Source organism: Variovorax sp. NFACC27 (genome assembly GCF_048301545.1).
GTDB classification, from domain to species: Bacteria; Pseudomonadota; Gammaproteobacteria; order Burkholderiales; family Burkholderiaceae_C; genus Variovorax; species Variovorax gossypii.
In genome coordinates, this window is record NZ_CP157613.1 from 5,499,767 (window position 1) to 5,516,158 (window position 16,392).

The following is a 16,392-nucleotide window of genomic DNA, read 5'->3' on the forward strand; positions in this document are numbered from 1 at the left end:
AATGGAAAAGATCGTCCTTCCCGTGCTCGACGTCCAGGAGCTGGACATCCGCCTGCCGCCGGGCGCAGACCGCGAGCTGGCGGTCCGGGGTGCCTCGCTGCAGCTGCTGCCGGGCCAGACGCTGTGCGTGGTCGGCGAGTCGGGCTCCGGCAAGTCCATGATCGCCAACGCCATCATGGGCCTGCTGCCCCGCCCGCTCGTGGAGCCCGTGGCCGGCCGCATCCTCTTCGACGGACAGGACCTGCTGCAGCTCGACGAGGCACAGCTTCGCACGCTGCGCGGCCGGCGCATCGGCATGGTGTTCCAGGAACCCATGACGGCGCTGAACCCGGTCATGCGCATCGGCGAGCAGGTCGCCGAGGTGTTCGACGCCCACGTGAAGCTGTCGGCCGCGCAGAAGCGCCAGCGCATCCTCGCGGCACTGGCCGACGTCGGCCTGCCCGAACCCGAGGTGCTGATCGACAGCTATCCGTTCCGCCTGTCGGGCGGCCAGCGCCAGCGCGTGATGATCGCGTGCGCGCTGGTGCTGGAGCCGGCCCTGCTGATCTGCGACGAACCCACCACCGCGCTGGACGTGACCACGCAGGCGCAGATCCTGAAGCTCATCCGCGAACTGCAGCAGCGCAAGGGCACGGCGGTGCTGTTCATCACGCACGACTTCGGCGTGGTCTCCGAGATCGCCGACCAGGTCGTCGTGATGCAGACGGGCGAAGTGGTCGAGTCCGGCCCGGCCGCCGCCGTGCTGGCGCGGCCCCAGCACGCCTACACACGCAAGCTCATCGCAGCGATCCCGAACGGCCAGGTGCGCGCGCCGGCCGAAGAGCGCCCGGTCGAGCACGTGCTGCAGGTGCAGGAACTGCGCAAGACCTACGTGACCGGCGGCGGCCTGTTCAGCAAGGGCCGGCGCGTGGAAGCGGCCAAGGGCCTGTCGTTCGAGCTGCGCCGCGGCGAGACGCTGGGGCTGGTCGGTGAATCGGGCTCGGGCAAGTCCACAGTGGGCCGCTGCATCGTGGGCCTCGCGCCGTTCGACAGCGGCCGCGTGCTGTTCAAGGGCCGCGCGCTGCAGTCGGGTGCGCAGTTCCGCGCGCAGTCGCAGGGCAAGATCCAGATGGTGTTCCAGGACCCCTACGCCTCGCTGAACCCGCGCCATCGCATCGGCCCGGCCATCGCGGCCGGCCCCATCGCCCAGGGCGTGCCCAAGGCGCAGGCCATGGCCCGCGCGATGGAACTGCTGGAACTGGTGGGCCTCAAGCCCGACGCGGCGGAGCGCTTTCCGCACGAGTTCTCCGGCGGCCAGCGCCAGCGCATCGGCATCGCGCGCGCACTGGCCATGGAGCCGCAGCTGCTGGTGGCCGACGAGCCCGTCTCCGCGCTCGACGTGTCGGTGCAGGCCCAGGTGCTGAAGCTCTTCGCCGAGGTGCGCGAGCGCTTCCAGCTGGCCATGGTGTTCATCACGCACGACCTGCGCGTGGCCGGCGAGATGTGCGACCACATCGCCGTGATGCAGCGCGGCGAGATCGTCGAGTACGGCGAAACGGCCAAGGTGCTGGCGAACCCGCGGCACGCCTACACGCGCACGCTGATCGAGGCGCAGCCGAGGCTGTCGGCGGCGGCCGCGGAACAGGCGGTGGCCGCATGACGCTCAACATCGCACTGGTCTCGGACCAGATCGCCATGGACTACCTGCAGCCCGCCTTCCGGGAGCGTTTTCCTCAGGCCCGGCTGCACCGCATCGACACCGAGGTGCAGGAGCTGGACGCGCTCGGCGAAATCGACACCGTGGTCTGCTGGTCGCCGCCGCCGGGGCTGCTGGCGCGCATGCCGCGGCTGCGGCTGGTGCAGTCCGTGGGCGCGGGCACCGATCACATCACGCGCGACCCCGCGCTTCCCGACGTGCCGGTCCGCCGCATCGTCGACGCCGACATGGCCGACGGCATGAACGCCTATGTGGCATGGGCCGTGGTGCACGGCCAGCGCCACATGGGCTCCTATCTTGACAGCCAGCGCCGCGCGGCCTGGGAAGAAGCGCCCATCGAGCCGCCGAGCAGGCACCGCGTAGGCATCGCGGGCCTGGGCGTGCTGGGCCAGTCGGTCGCACGCGCGTTGCTCGCCATCGGCTACCGCGTGCGCGGCTGGAGCCGCAGCCCCAAGGACGGCCTGCCCGAGGGCATCGAGGCCTTCCACGGCGACGCGGCACGCGCCGAGTTCCTGGCGGGCTGCGACACGCTGGTCTGCCTGCTGCCGTTGACCGACGACACGCGCGGCATCCTGGACGCCGCGCTGTTCGCGCAGTTGCCGCGCGGCGCGCGCCTCGTCAACGCCGGACGCGGCGCCCACCTCGTGCAGGAAGACCTGCTCGCGGCGCTGGAGAGCGGCCAGGTCGCCTCGGCCGTGCTCGACGCCTTCATCGAGGAGCCGCTGCCGGCAGGTCACCCCTTCTGGAGCCACCCGCGCATCACCGTCACGCCGCACATCGCGACGCGCACCCGGCCCGAGGCCATTGCGCGGCAGACCCACGACAACCTGGCGCGCCTGTAGTCGTCTTTCAGCGCCCGACATTCAAAGTCAAAGAGGAACCCCATGGCAGAACCCCTCGGCACCGGCGACAAGGACGTCGCCACCCACCTGCATTCGTACACCAACCTGGCCGCGCTGCCGCAGACGCCGCCGCTGGTCATCGTCGAAGGCGACGGCATCCACGTCGTCGACGAAAGGGGCAAGCGCTACCTCGAAGCCATGTCGGGCCTGTGGTGCGCCTCGCTGGGCTTTTCCAACAAGCGCCTGGCCGCGGCCGGCGCGAAGGCACTGAACACCCTGCCCTACTACCACACGTTCAACCAGCGCACCAACGTGGCGGTGGCCGACCTGGCCGAGCGGCTGCTGGCGCTGGCGCCCGCGCCGATGGCGCGCGTGTTCTTCGCCAACTCAGGCTCCGAGGCCAACGACAGCGCGGTGAAGATGGTCTGGTACTACCACAACGCCATCGGCCAGCCGGAGCGCAAGAAGATCATCGCGCGGCGCAACGCGTACCACGGCGTGACCGTGGCCGCCGCCAGCATGGGCGGGCTCGACGGCAACCATCGCGACTTCGACCTGCCCATCGCGACCGCGCCCGCGCGCTTCCTGCACGTGGACTGCCCGCACCACTACCGCTACGCCGAGCCCGGTGAGACGGAGCAGGATTTCTCCAGCCGCCTCGCGCAGCAACTGGAGCAGACCATCCTCGCCGAAGGTCCGAACACCGTGGCCGCCTTCATCGCCGAGCCGGTGATGGGTGCGGGCGGCGTGCTGGTGCCGCCGGCCGGCTACTTCGAGAAGGTGCAGGCCGTGCTGCGCAAGTACGGCGTGCTCATGATCGCCGACGAGGTCATCTGCGGCTTCGGCCGCACGGGCAACATGTTCGGCTCCACGACCTTCGGCATCCAGCCCGACATCCTGAGCTGCGCCAAGGCGCTGTCTTCCGGCTACGTGCCGATCTCTGCGGTCATGGTCAACGAGAAGGTGCACAGCGCCATCGCCGCCAACAGCGGCAAGCTCGGCAGCTTCGGCCACGGCTATACCTACTCGGGCCACCCCGTCGCCTGCGCGGTGGCGCTGGAGACGCTGAAGGTCTACGAGGACGAGCGCATCCTCGAGCACGTGCGCGAGATCGCCCCCGCGTTCCAGGCCGGGCTGCGCGCCTTCGCCGAACGGCCCTGGGTGGGCAACGTGCGCGGCGTCGGCCTGATCGGCGCCATCGAGCTCATGGCCGACAAGGCAGCGCGCACGCCGTTCGCCGCCGAGCGCAAGGCCGGCTACCGCTTCGCGGCGCTGGCGCTGGAAGAAGGGCTGATCGTGCGCGCCATGGGCGACAGCATCGGCCTGTGCCCGCCGCTGATCATCACGCGGGCCGAGCTGGACGACCTCTTCGCGCGCCTGGGCCGCGCCATGGACCGCTTCGACCAGGAAACGAAGGCCTGAGCATGCAGGCCTTCTTCAGCGACGACCAACTGCTGCACGACCCACAGCAGTTCATGCGGCTGGGCCGCATCAGCAAGCCCGCCGACCTGCCCACGCGCGCCGAGGCGCTGATGGGCACGCTCGCCGCGCGCGGCATCTCGGTGAGTGCGCCGCCCGAGACCGGCCGCGCCGCGCTGGAACTCGTGCACAGCCTCGACTACCTGGACTTCCTGGAGAGCGCCTACGCGCGCTGGCAGAAACTCGGCGGCCCCGGCCTGGAGCCCGGCATCGAGGTGCTGCCCAACCTGTCGCCGCACGGCACGCGATTCGGCCCCTGCCCCTCGCCGTCGGTGGTGGCGCAGGCCGGCTGGTACATCGGCGACCTGGCCTGCCCGATCGGCCCGCACACCTGGCGCTCGGTGCTGCGCTCGGCCCATGCGGCGCAGGCCGCGGCCGAGACGGTGCTCGACGGCGGCGGCATCGCCTACGCGCTGTGCAGGCCCTCGGGCCACCATGCGCAGCATGCGCGCGCGGGAGGCTTCTGCTACGTGAACAACAGCGCCATCGCGGCCGCCACGCTGCGCCGGCGCCATGCGCGCGTGGCCGTGCTCGACATCGACGCCCATCACGGCGACGGCACGCAGCAGATCTTCTACGAGCGCGGCGACGTGCTGACCGCTTCCACGCACGCCGATCCGTCGGGCTACTACCCCTGGTACACGGGCTACTCGCACGAGCGCGGCGCCGGCGAGGGAGAAGGCTGCAACCTGAACCTGCCGCTGGCGCACGGCAGCGGCAACGCCGAATTCGCCGAGGCCCTGGACAAGGCCGTCGACGCCATCGAGCGCTTCCAGCCGCAGGCCCTGGTGCTGCCGCTGGGCTTCGACACCTACAAGGACGACCCGATCAGCGTGCTGAAGTTCGACATGGAGGCCTTCCGCCTCGCAGGCGCCCGCGTGCGCGCGCTGGGCCTGCCCACGGTCGTGGTGCAGGAAGGCGGCTACATGGTCGAGGCCATCGGCGCCGCGCTCGACGCGTTCCTGGAGGGATTGCAGGCATGACCGTATCCATAAATGGCGACCGGCTCTGGCGCAGCCTCATGGACCTGGCCCGCATCGGCGCCACGCCCAAGGGCGGCAACTGCCGGCTCGCGCTGAGCGCACTGGACGGCCAGGGCCGCGACCTCGTGGTCGGCTGGATGCGCGAAGCCGGGCTGGACATCACCGTGGACCAGGTCGGCAACATCTTCGGCGTCCGACCGGGCCGCGACCCGTCGCGCCGGCCGGTGATGACGGGCAGCCACATCGACACGCAGCCCACGGGCGGCCGCTTCGACGGCTGCTACGGCGTGATGGCGGGCCTCGAGGTCATGCGCACGCTGAACGACCACGGCATCCGGACCGAGGCGCCGCTCGCGCTTGCGATCTGGACCAACGAGGAAGGCACGCGCTTCGTGCCGGTCATGATGGGGTCGGGCGTGCACTGCGGCGTGTTTCCGCTCGAGACCGCGCTGTCGGCCACCGACGTGGACGGGCTCGCCGTGCGCGACGAACTGGCCGCCATCGGCTACGCGGGCAGCGCGCCCATCGGCACCGTGCAGGCCGCCTGCTACCTGGAGGCCCACATCGAGCAGGGACCGATCCTGGAGGCCGAGCAGACCGTCGTCGGCGTGGTCACGGGCTCGCTGGGCCTGCGCTGGTACGACGTGTCGGTCACCGGCATGGAAGCGCACGCCGGCCCCACGCCCATGGCCATGCGCCGCGACGCGCTGTACGCGGCCACGCACCTCATGCAGGCCGTGGTCGACATCGCCAACGATCCGGCCTTCGCGCCGCTGGGCCGCGGCACGGTGGGCGTGGTGAACGTGCATCCGGCCTCGCGCAACGTGATTCCGGGCCGCGTCGACTTCACGGTGGACCTGCGCCACGAAGACGCCTCGCTGCTCGAACGGATGGAGCAGCGCTTCCGCGCCGCGGCCGCCGCGCTGGCCGCGGGCGAGACCACCGGCACGCCCGTCGAAGTGCGCATCGCCGACGTGCAGCAGTTCCCGCCGACGCCGTTCGACCGCACGCTCGTGGAACGCGTGCGCAGCGAGGCCGCGGCACGCGGCAGCACGCACCGAGACATCGTGACCGGCGCCGGCCACGACGCCGTCTACATGGCGCGCCGCGTGCCCACCGCGATGATCTTCGTGCCCTGCAAGGACGGCATCAGCCACAACGAAGTGGAAGACGCCGATCCGCACCACCTCGAGGCCGGCGCCAACGTGCTGCTGGGGGCGATGCTGTCGCAGGCTGCATGAGCACGGTGCAGGCCTCGCCCCTCCTGGCGCGCCGCGACAGCGCGGGCACGGGCATCGCCCTGTTCCTCTGCGCGCTGGTGCTGTTCGCGGCATACGACGCCTTCGCCAAGCAGATGGTGGCCAGCCATGCGCCAGCCGTCGTCAACCTGGGCCGCTACACCGCGATCGGCGCCATCGCCCTGGTGCTGCTGCTGCGCCACGGCGACCTGCGCCTGTGGCGCCAGCCGCACCAGAAGCTGCTGGCCGCGCGCAGCGTGGCGCTGGCCATCGTGGCCACCTGCTTCATGACTGCGCTCGTCACCATGCCACTGGCCGAGGCCACCGCGATCTATTTCACGGCACCGCTCATCATGGTCGCGCTGTCGCCCTGGCTGCTCGGCGAACGCGTGGGCCGCGCGCAGTGGACTGCCGTGCTGCTGGGCTTCGCGGGCATGTTGTGCATCGTGCGCCCGGGCGGCAGCCTGCCGCTGGCGGGCACGCTGCTGATGGCCGTGTCCGCCGTCTGCTATGCGCTCTTCCAGGTGCTCACGCGCCGGCTCTCGGGGCTGGTGCCGGCACCCGTGCAGTTCGCTCACATGGCGCTGGCCTGCCTGGTCGTCACCAACCTGCCCGTGCTGTTCATGCCGCACGTCACGCTGCCGCCCTGGCCGGAGATGGCCCTGCTGGTCGCCGGCGGCGCCGTCAGCGGCAGCGCCCAGCTGTTGCTGCTGGCTGCGTTCCGCCGCGTCGGCGCGGCCACGCTGGCCCCGCTGAACTACGTGCAGCTGCTGCTGGCGGTGCTGATCAGCACGCTGTGGTTCCAGCGCCCGCCCGACGGCACGGCCCTGGCCGGCATGGCGCTGATCGCTGTCGCCGGCGTGTACCTGGCGCGCACGCAACGACCGGCGCGGAATGGCCCGCGCAAAGGGCCGACGCAAGGGGCCGGCATGATACGCACAAGAGATCGAGACAAGGAATTCCGATGACCACCAGCCGGCCCGAAGCCGCCACTCCTCCCGCCTTCTCGTCGATCCAGGTGCCTGACCTGGTCGGCGTGGTGGAGGCGCAGCTGCAGCAAGCCATCCTGTCGGGCCGCATTGCGCCCGGCGAACGCATCGTCGAGGCCGAACTGGCCCGGCAGATGGGCGTGAGCCGCGCGCCCGTGCGGGAAGCCGCGCGCCGCCTCGAAAGCCTGGGCCTGCTGATATCGCGCCCGCGCCACGGCTTCGCGGTGCGCACGGTTTCGCCCAAGCAGGTCACAGACCTGTACGAAGTGCGCATCCAGCTCGAGCTGCTGGGCGCGTCGCTGGCCTGCACGCATGCCACTGACGCCGAGCTGGCCCAGCTCGACGCGCGCGTGGACGACATGGTGGAGCGCGCCGAGATCCTCTCCTCGCCCGAGCGGGTGGCGCTCGACCTGGATTTCCACTTCGCCATCAGCGCGCTCTCGGGCAACCACTATCTTCACCGGCTGTTCGACAACATGCAGACCGAAGTGCGCATGTTCCTCGCGCTCAGCGAGGACAGCTATGGCGACCTGAAGGCGCTGGCCGAGACGCACAGGCCGATCGCCAAGGCGATGGCGGCGCGCGACGTCGATGCCGCCCAGCACGCGCTGCGCTACCACCTCGAAACCGCCAAGGCCCACGTGCGCGGCCTCTTCTCCAAGGCATGAGATGAAGGCCGCGCCCCGCGTCGCCATGGTCAGCGGGGGCAACCGCGGCATCGGCCTTGCCATCGTGCGCGAGCTGCTGGCACACGGCTGGCGCGTGAGCGTGGGCTCGCGCAACGCCACCGATGCCTTCGCCGACCACGACCCGGGGCAGGTGCGCGCCTACCGCTTCGATGCCGAAGATGCGCGCAGCGAGACCGACTGGGTGGCCGCGACGGTGCGCGACTTCGGCGGCATCGATGCGCTGGTGCACAACGCCGGAGTCCTCAGCACGCGCTCGGTCATCGATGCCGACGACGCGGAGGTCGACCGCCTGCTCGAGATCAACGTCAAGTCGCCGCTGCGGCTCACGCGCAAGGCCTGGGCGCACCTGCTGGCGGCCGACGAAGGCAAGGTGCTGGTGATGGCCTCGCTCGCCGCCAAGCGCGTGCGTACGGCAGATGCCTCGCTCTACGCGCTGAGCAAGGCAGCGGTGCTGTCGTTGGCCCATGGCATCCGGCACTGCGGGGCCGAGTCGCGCGTGCGCTGCACGGCGCTGTGCCCCGGCTTCGTGGCAACCGACATGGCAGCCGCCCTGCCGCCCGAGCAGCAGCGGCAGGCCACGCGCCCCGAGGACGTGGCCCGCATCGCGCGGACAGTGCTCGAACTGCCGGCCTCGGCCAGCGTCGCCGAGATTCCGATCAGCTGGACCGTCGAATCCCAATACTGAAAGCCCGACATGCAAGTCATCTACAGCGACCAGCACACTGGCCACGACCCGCAGCAGTTCATCGTGCGCGGGCGCATGAAGCGCAGCAACGAGCAGCCCGAGCGAGGCACGCTGCTGCTGAACGCCGCACGCGCGCAGGGCCACGACATCGTCGCGCCCGAGGATCACGGCCCGGGCCCGCGCGCCGCGATCCACACGCCGCAGTACCTGCGCTTCCTGGAAACCGCCTGGGAGCGCTGGCAGCAACTCGAGGGGGCCTCCGAGGAAGTCATCCCCAACGTGCATCCGTTCCCGGGCCAGCCCTTCACCTACCCCGACAGCCTCGTGGGACAGGCCGGCTACCACATGGGCGACATGGCCTGCTCCATCGGCCGCCACACCTGGCATGCCGCGACCTGGTCGGCCCACGTGGCCACGCACGCCGCGCAGCTCGTGCTGGACGGCGAACGCGCCGCCTACGCGCTTTGCAGGCCGCCCGGCCACCATGCCTATGCCGACCGCGCCAACGGCTTCACCTATCTCAACAACGCGGCGATCGCGGCCCAGCACCTGCGCCGCAGGCACGACCGCGTGGCGATCCTCGACATCGACGTGCACCACGGCAACGGCACGCAGGGCATCTTCTGGCGCCGCAAGGACGTGCTGACGATCTCGCTGCACGGCGACCCGCATTTCTGCACGCCCTTCTTCACGGGCCACGCGCACGAGACCGGCGAAGGCGAAGGCCTGGGCTACAACCTGAACCTGCCGCTGGCGCGTGGCACGCAGAACGAGGGTTTCCTCGCCGCGCTGGCAACGGCGCACGCGACCATCCGCGCCTTCGCACCCGGCGCGCTCGTCGTGGCCCTGGGCCTGGACGCGCACGAGAACGACCCCTATCAGGCGCTGGCCGTCAGCACCGCGGGCTTCGGCCGCATCCTCGGCGAGATCGCGCGCCTGGGGCTGCCCACGGTGCTGGTGCAGGAAGGCGGCTACCTGTCGGAAGACCTGGGCCGCAACCTGGCCAGCGCGCTCGGCGGCTTCGAGAAGGCGGCGTGATGACGCAGGAGCTAGACGACGCCATCCGTGCGGCCCTGCCCGAGGCAGCGGTGCTGACCGCGCCGCCCGCCCCCGTCGAAACCGGCTGGGCCGCCGACCTGCTGCAGCGCCTGTACGGCAAGCGGGGCAGGCTCAAGCCGCTCACCGGCGAGCGCGACGCCAACTTCCTGCTGGAGCCGGAGGACGGCGGCGCGCGCTGCATGCTCAAGCTCTCGCACCCCGACGAGGACCCGCTTGTCGCCGACTTCCAGACGCAGGCGCTGCTGCACCTGGCGCGCACCGACCCCGGCCTGCCGGTACAGCGGCTGCTGCCGGACCGCCACGGCGCGGCCTCGGTGCAGATCGAGGACGCCGAAGGCCGCACGCGCGTGGCGCGCCTGTTCAGCTACCTCGAGGGCCTGCCCATGCCGCAGGCGCCGCGCTCGGCGGCGCAGCGCACCTGCGTCGCCCGCATTCTGGCTCGGCTGGACCTGGCACTGGCCGGCTTCGAGCACCCCGCCGGCGCCCGCGAACTGCCCTGGGACATCCAGCGCGCCGACCGCGTACGGCCTCTGCTTGTGCACGTGGCCGACCCTGCCCGCCGCGCGCTGGCAGAGGCCGCGCTCGACGGCTTCGCGCAGCGCACCAGGCCCAGGCTGGCCGGGCTGCGCCGCCAGCCCATCCACAACGACTTCAACCTCTACAACCTGCTGGTCGACCCGGACGAACCGGCACGCGTGGCCGGCATCCTCGACTTCGGCGACATGGTGCATGCGCCGCTCGTCGACGACCTGGCCGTGGCGACCTCGTACCACATCGACGAGCATGGAGATGCTCTGGCGACGATCGCGCGCTTCGCGGCCGACTATCACGCCGTCTCGCCGCTGACCGATGGCGAGACCCACGCGCAGCTCGACCTGGTGCGCGCGCGGCTGGCGATGGTGGTCGCCATCAGCGGCTGGCGCGCCGCACGCCAACCAGACAACGCCGCCTACCTCATGCGCAACAACGCCGTCTCCTGGGCGCGGCTGCAGGCCTGCGCCACGCTGACGCCCGACCAGGTGCAGGACGCCATCCGGGCCGCCTGCCGCGTCGCTCAACCCACGGAACCCACGGACCCCACGGAAGCCACGGAACCGATCCATGACTGAGAAACACACCGCCGAGTTGCTCGAGCGCCGCGCCCGCCTGCTCGGGCCGGCCTACCGGCTCTTCTACGAAGAGCCCTTTCACCCCGTGCGCGGCGAAGGCGTCTGGCTCTACGACGCCGCCGGCACGCCCTGGCTGGATGCCTACAACAACGTGGTGCCGCTGGGCCACGCGCGACCCGAGGTGGTCGAGGCCATCGCACGCCAGGCGTCGGTGCTCAACACGCACACGCGCTACCTGCACGAGGGCATCCTCGACTATGCGGAGCGGCTGCTGGCCACCATGCCGCCTGAGCTCGGCCATGCCACCTTCACCTGCACCGGCAGCGAGGCCAACGACCTCGCCATGCGCATCGCCACCGCGCACACGGGCGGCGCCGGCCTCATCGTCACGCGCTTTGCGTACCACGGCGTGACCTCGGCCATCGCCTGCGCCTCGCCCTCGCTTGGGCAGTACGTGCGCCTTGGCGAGCACGTGCGGCTGGTCGATGCGCCCGAGGGAGGAGATGCCGAGACGGGCAAGCGCTTCGCCGACGGCGTGCGCGCGGCCATCGCCGACCTGAAGGCGCACGGCATCGCGCCCGCGGCGCTGCTCGTGGACACGGTGTTCTCCAGCGACGGCGTGTTCACGGCGCCCGCCGGATTCCTGCGCGAGGCGGTAGAGGCGATCCGTGCGGCCGGCGGCGTGTTCATCGCCGACGAGGTGCAGCCCGGCTTCGGCCGCACGGGCGAGGCCTTCTGGGGCTTCCTGCGCCACGGCGTGGTGCCAGACATGGTGACCATGGGCAAGCCCATGGGCAACGGCCACCCGGTCGCGGGCCTGGCCGTGCGGCCCGAAGTCATGAAGGCCTTCGGGCAGGCCAGCCGCTACTTCAACACCTTCGGCGGCAACCCGGTCTCCATGGCAGCAGCCTCGGCGGTTCTCGACGTGATCCAGAAGAACGGCCTGCAGGACAACGCATTGCAGGTCGGCAACTACCTGCGCGAGCGCCTGGCCGCACTCGGCCAGCGCCATGCGCTGGTCGGCGAGGCGCGCGGCGCGGGACTGTTCATCGGGCTGGAACTCGTGACCGACCGCGCCACGCGCGCGCCGGCCACGGCGCAGGCGGCAAAGGTGGTCAACGGGCTGCGGCAGCGCCAGGTGCTGCTGAGCGCGACGGGGCCGCAGGGCAATGTGCTCAAGATCCGGCCGCCGCTGGTGTTCGAGCGGCAGCATGCAGATTTGCTGGTCGAGCGGGTGGATGAGGTGCTGGGGACGCTCGGGTAGCTGCGGAACGCCGTTGGGCCTGCGTATGCGGAGGGGAGCGAGCGACGTACTGGGCTGCTCGCTGCGGCAGAATGCGGCCGACAGCCGCAGTTGGGCAGAAGAGGCATCTGTGAGCGTCTCTTTCCAGAATCTTTAACGAGGGAGAAAACCGTGAGCTACTACACCCGCTTGGAACTGAAATGGGACGATGCCGACTACGCGTCTGGAAGCCTCACGCCTCAATTGATCGCCGAAGCAGCCAAGAGCTTTGTTGTCAGCAATGGTTGGTCGCTGGATGTCCTCAAAGACCTCTTGGCATCCGCCGAAGGAAAAGGGCTTGATCGCCCAGGCTACAACTCCATCTATGCCGAGCCTTTGATAGCGATGCTTCGAGAAATCTCGCTGGCATTTCCATCGGTCACGTTCTTTGCACGCGGTGTCGGCGAAGAAATTTTCGACACATGGGCTCGTGATATTCGGGCTGGCGAAGTGCATCGGGAATTTGGTCCCTTTGAGCCTGCAGAGTAGTCTGCTCTGGCCAAAACCAGTCGGTCGGTCGAGCTGCGGGATAGCGGACGTTGGCGGCGTATGAACACCGATGCGGTTTTGGGTTGGAACTCCTGGCTGTGCCCACGCGCATCGTGGCTATCTCTTAGCCAATGTGCGGACCAGCCGCATCAAGCCGCTCGTGCCTGAGGGTGTGGAAATGGGGTACGCCGCATCACCGGTGCAGATCGCGTCAGGGCAGGTCCTCGATCTGGAGGAGGCGTTGGCAAGGCAAGTCAGAGTTACATTCCTCGTCGTAGCCAGCCGGCATCCAGGAATTTGCATGCAAGTTCGCGAAATTGCGACCCTATGCTTTGACGCACTCCATCGCTTACGCCCAGCCAAGGAGCCGGCTCATTGGGTTGGGCCTGCTGCGCAATCCAGCCGACTGCCGATTTCCACGTCGAGTCGACATGTGCTCGGCGCGTTGCTCGCACTCCTGCTCTTTCCGCCAGCAAGTGTTGCCGAGGTCTACAAATGGGTCGATGCAAATGGCCAGACGCAGTACGGGGACCGAAAAGCTGCAGCGGGAAATGCCAAGACATTGGAAATCAAAGCCCCGCCTGCACCGGAGGTACCGCAATCGGTTGCGCCGTACTCATGGTCTTCCGGGGCAGGGCACAATTTCAGTCCTCCTACGCCGAAAGCTGGGCCGCCGTATGGGCCGCAGTTTGACAAGCGGCCGAGGCAATTGTCTGACGGGAAGGACCACGGCACCGATGAGTCGCGTTGCGCACTTGCTCGGGACGTTCTTGGCGGAAGACTCATGCATGGGAACGGAAACCGTGTTGACAAACACGGCCGTGAGGTAGCCCAGAACGACATCAAGATGTTTTGTCGTTAGCAGTTCTTCGGCATGCGAACGTGGTAGCAACCGACCACTACCAAGCATTAACTCCTTCGACAAAATGAGGCTTGGCCGAATATGAAACGCCGCATTTCGCCAGGATGGCTTGCGTTTGGAACGATCATCGTCCTCGGCGTGGCGGGTGTTCTGATTGGCTATGGCTCCGGCCCTCCCTATTCAAGTCCGGAGCAGCAGTGTCAGGCCTACTGCAGGGGGCAAAGCAAAGAAGGTCAGATGGTGTCGGTTTATCCCAGAACCATGACCGGTTCTCGCGATGCTCCTGTTGAATGTCACTGTCGATAGTTGCCCTTTGGCCACCAACGGTCATTCCAGCGTAGGAGTCAAAGCGTCGCCAGTGATCTCTGCAAAATTTCTTCGACTTTTCTAGAGAACACCATCGCCTATGCGAAACATTTCTGAGCTCATTGAGTGCTACAAGCAAGGCATCTACACCTTCCCCGAGGTAATAACAGCAATCGTGGTCGAAGGCGCGTCCAGGGATCCAAGTGTGCTAGCTCAGGAACTGCCGACGCAATTCCTAGATGGCGTTGTTGAGTCAGTTCTTGCACTTCCGGCGAATGCAACGGCTGATGACGTATTTGTCTTCAAGTCAAGCCGCTCTCATGCGGAGGCATGGTTCACCGGAGCATTGAACTGGAAGCGCTATACCGGTGGCCAACGGGTCTGACCGCCCTGGCGCACCTCCCTTACAGCACGGTCCCCGAACCTCTCGATCACAGCATGGTCCTCATTTGACTGACGCTGTTGGTCTACAGCCGGCCAATGCCGGACGTTCGCGCCAACTCTTTCTCTCTGCCTTTGCATTCACTTGAGCCCCACATGCGCTCTTTGCTTTTCACGATTGCGGCACTCACAAGCGCGTGCAGCACCAACCCTTCGGTGGACTCGCCGGTAGGTGGCCCGAGCGCAGCCAGTTCCGGTGCACCGCTCGCCCATCAGCCGATTGCGAGGGCAGATCGTTTTGATCACGTATCGATGGTTCAACTGATTGCCAACCCGCGTCAGTTCAACGGCAAACGGGTGCTCGTCGCCGGATTTCTCACAATGCAATTCGAAAACACTGCGTTGTGGCTGAACAAAGAGGACGCCAACGTGGGCATCAGCAAGAATGCGGTTTTCGTGGGCTCGCCGTCTTCGGTCGTCTGCCCTGCCGGCACCTATGTGCAAGTACGAGGTGTCTTCGATGCCAAGTTCACCGGGCATTTGGGAGCGTTCGCCGGTTATTTGAAAATCGAAAAATGCGACCAGTTGATGCTTGCAACTCTTCCTTTGAACTAACGACTGCTTGGAGGGAGTTTCCAGTTTGAGCTCGTTCACGACGATGCCGTGACCGGCTAGAGTCGGCCAATAGCCGACCTTCACCGCCTCGGTCTACCTTCCAACCCAACTCACCAATCACAGGAACATGACAGCCGCAATGTCACCACTGTGGGTCAAGCATCCTGACATCCCGTGGGGTAGCGTCGGGTGGCGCATGGGTTGGGGTGAGGCGTACTGGGGTCAATGGAAAATTTTCTTCCTGGCCTTGAAGGAAGAAGAGCGCCAGCGCTACCGAGAGACCTGGCCGGAACCTGAGTCATGGCGGGGGCTGTATGCATTTGTTGAGTCGGGTGAACCCCCACCCTGGGCAATCGAACACAGGAGAAAACTGGCTGGTCCTTATCCCCTGCCGAGTGCCGAAGAGTTCAACATCTGTGAGCACTACCGGGTTGTATGGTTGATCAGGTGCCACATGAGCAAGTTGGGCGTCTACGAAGTACCGGCGAGATTTCCATCGCCGAATCTTGGACAAGCACTGGATGAGAGCGACGTAACGTTCTATGCGGAACCGAGCGGCGCCTGGTGGCGTTTGTCGATGCCAAAAGGTGGCGGGCTTATCCTGAACCGACTGACGCAACCAGACGCCCCTGACACGTTGCTGTTCCGCAAGGCATAGCGGCTGTTGACCACAACCAGACATTCGGGGCTGAGGCAGAATCTGCGAACCGTCGTTCCACGAAAGCTGCCCGATGGACCCTACTTTCGAAGTCCTTGTCGAGTCCGAGCGCACTGAAGCAGAGTTACTGGAAGCCTTGCAGCGCCCACTGCGCGGGACTCGGCAAGGAGGTTACTTGCTTGCACAAGGCAACGTCCTAAAGTTTTCCGAAAACCCGCTCCGTGACAGCAGCAAGCTTGGGAACGGCGAGAGTTCGTGGCCGTACTTCAAGTACAGCCTATCCGTCTTTCCGCAGCACGAATCTGATCTCGAAGTTCAAAAGGCTCTCGCGAACGAGTTAGTCGCCGCGCTTCGACCCTACTGCTCCGACTTGGAACTGATTGCAGAGCCGTGGGCAGATAGGGCGCTATGACAGGCAAACTTCGACCAGAACCAGTCCTTCGCGCCCTGCATGATGTCGAACTACAGCCACTTATGGGACGGTACCGAGCCAGGCTGGGTACTTTTGCAGGTCCATCGCCAGAGATCGACCATCGCGGTGCTGTTTGATGAGCCCGGAGCGGCTCCTCTAGAAATCCAGGCACTACGCCGCGTGGTGCCCGAATTCACTGCACTGCCTGCCCAGCAAGCTGTCCTGCAGCTTCGCGGACGTCGGCGCATCGACCTCGGGGAAATGGAGTCCCGGGAAGCCCGAAGGCTGATTGAGAGGCTTCGGGACTGCGGCCTACGTGTGGAAGAGCAGGCGCTGGACTGCAGTGGTTACCTGCCGTTCAACGAAGTTTCGAAAATGGCACTGCTCATTGAAGATGAGGTTGAAGGTAGAGCAGTGGCAGCCGAAGCTTTGAGACAAGGAATCCCGGTTCGGCAGGTCGAGAGCTAACTCACTTCAGAAGGCTCGGCCACTCAAACGACCGGGACGAATGGCTGCTCTGGAGCAAACCCAACTTCCGCGTTGGGCCCATAGCCGTCGGTCGCTGACTCCCGGTCCCGGTCGGATGGCCAATCCGCTCAGGTTGGAAGGCACGCCATC

General features: G+C 67.5%; 17 protein-coding genes. All 17 read left to right on the forward strand.

From position 1 onward, the window contains the following. The first annotated feature begins 1 nt into the window (after position 1). The 17 genes from ABL840_RS25755 to ABL840_RS25835 all read left to right on the forward strand — a co-directional run bounded on the left by ABL840_RS25755 (position 2) and on the right by ABL840_RS25835 (position 16,242). The gene (locus ABL840_RS25755) at positions 2-1,639 is read left to right on the forward strand and encodes an ABC transporter ATP-binding protein (protein ID WP_093304106.1); all 1,638 of its coding nucleotides are present in this window, start codon (positions 2-4) and stop codon (positions 1,637-1,639) included. Continuing rightward, positions 1,636-2,538: a 2-hydroxyacid dehydrogenase gene (locus ABL840_RS25760; RefSeq protein ID WP_093304103.1), complete on the forward strand. Its 903-nt coding sequence runs from the start codon at positions 1,636-1,638 to the stop codon at positions 2,536-2,538. Before ABL840_RS25755 ends, ABL840_RS25760 begins: the two co-directional genes overlap by 4 nt. A 42-nt stretch (positions 2,539-2,580) precedes the next feature. Further along, the gene (locus ABL840_RS25765) at positions 2,581-3,960 is read left to right on the forward strand and encodes an aminotransferase (RefSeq protein ID WP_093304101.1); all 1,380 of its coding nucleotides are present in this window, start codon (positions 2,581-2,583) and stop codon (positions 3,958-3,960) included. Between the two features lie 2 nt (positions 3,961-3,962). Next, positions 3,963-5,000 carry a histone deacetylase family protein gene (locus tag ABL840_RS25770; RefSeq protein ID WP_093304098.1) on the forward strand — a complete coding sequence of 346 codons (1,038 nt, stop codon included), beginning with the start codon at positions 3,963-3,965 and terminating at the stop codon, positions 4,998-5,000. Next, entirely contained in the window at positions 4,997-6,241 is a 1,245-nt protein-coding gene (locus ABL840_RS25775) for a Zn-dependent hydrolase (RefSeq protein WP_093304096.1), read from the forward strand. Before ABL840_RS25770 ends, ABL840_RS25775 begins: the two co-directional genes overlap by 4 nt. Further along, on the forward strand, positions 6,238-7,206 hold the full coding sequence (locus tag ABL840_RS25780) for a DMT family transporter (RefSeq protein WP_418116011.1): 969 nt from the start codon (positions 6,238-6,240) through the stop codon (positions 7,204-7,206). The genes ABL840_RS25775 and ABL840_RS25780 overlap by 4 nt, the downstream gene beginning before the upstream one ends. Then, positions 7,203-7,895, forward strand: a complete 693-nt coding sequence (locus ABL840_RS25785; protein WP_093202977.1) for a GntR family transcriptional regulator — start codon at positions 7,203-7,205, stop codon at positions 7,893-7,895. Before ABL840_RS25780 ends, ABL840_RS25785 begins: the two co-directional genes overlap by 4 nt. Position 7,896: 1 nt before the next feature. Continuing rightward, positions 7,897-8,601 (forward strand): SDR family oxidoreductase, encoded by a 705-nt coding sequence (locus ABL840_RS25790; protein ID WP_093304093.1) that lies wholly within the window; start codon positions 7,897-7,899, stop codon positions 8,599-8,601. Positions 8,602-8,610: 9 nt separating this feature from the next. Then, complete coding sequence (locus ABL840_RS25795; protein WP_093304090.1) at positions 8,611-9,639, forward strand: histone deacetylase family protein; 1,029 nt, start codon at positions 8,611-8,613, stop codon at positions 9,637-9,639. Then, a complete protein-coding gene (locus ABL840_RS25800; RefSeq protein ID WP_093304088.1) occupies positions 9,639-10,769 on the forward strand; it encodes a phosphotransferase in 1,131 nt (376 codons plus the stop codon). Before ABL840_RS25795 ends, ABL840_RS25800 begins: the two co-directional genes overlap by 1 nt. Continuing rightward, positions 10,762-12,033 (forward strand): aspartate aminotransferase family protein, encoded by a 1,272-nt coding sequence (locus tag ABL840_RS25805; RefSeq protein WP_093304086.1) that lies wholly within the window; start codon positions 10,762-10,764, stop codon positions 12,031-12,033. The genes ABL840_RS25800 and ABL840_RS25805 overlap by 8 nt, the downstream gene beginning before the upstream one ends. 150 nt (positions 12,034-12,183) lie before the next feature. Then, on the forward strand, positions 12,184-12,540 hold the full coding sequence (locus ABL840_RS25810) for a hypothetical protein (RefSeq protein ID WP_143042958.1): 357 nt from the start codon (positions 12,184-12,186) through the stop codon (positions 12,538-12,540). Between the two features lie 301 nt (positions 12,541-12,841). Then, the gene (locus tag ABL840_RS25815) at positions 12,842-13,402 is read left to right on the forward strand and encodes a DUF4124 domain-containing protein (RefSeq protein WP_176947530.1); all 561 of its coding nucleotides are present in this window, start codon (positions 12,842-12,844) and stop codon (positions 13,400-13,402) included. Between the two features lie 406 nt (positions 13,403-13,808). Beyond that, a complete protein-coding gene (locus ABL840_RS25820; protein WP_143042957.1) occupies positions 13,809-14,093 on the forward strand; it encodes a hypothetical protein in 285 nt (94 codons plus the stop codon). A 152-nt stretch (positions 14,094-14,245) separates the two neighbouring features. After that, positions 14,246-14,704, forward strand: a complete 459-nt coding sequence (locus ABL840_RS25825; protein WP_143042956.1) for a hypothetical protein — start codon at positions 14,246-14,248, stop codon at positions 14,702-14,704. A 127-nt stretch (positions 14,705-14,831) separates the two neighbouring features. Further along, positions 14,832-15,362: a hypothetical protein gene (locus tag ABL840_RS25830; protein WP_143042955.1), complete on the forward strand. Its 531-nt coding sequence runs from the start codon at positions 14,832-14,834 to the stop codon at positions 15,360-15,362. A gap of 451 nt (positions 15,363-15,813) precedes the next feature. Then, on the forward strand, positions 15,814-16,242 hold the full coding sequence (locus ABL840_RS25835) for a hypothetical protein (protein ID WP_093304076.1): 429 nt from the start codon (positions 15,814-15,816) through the stop codon (positions 16,240-16,242). Positions 16,243-16,392: the final 150 nt, after the last annotated feature.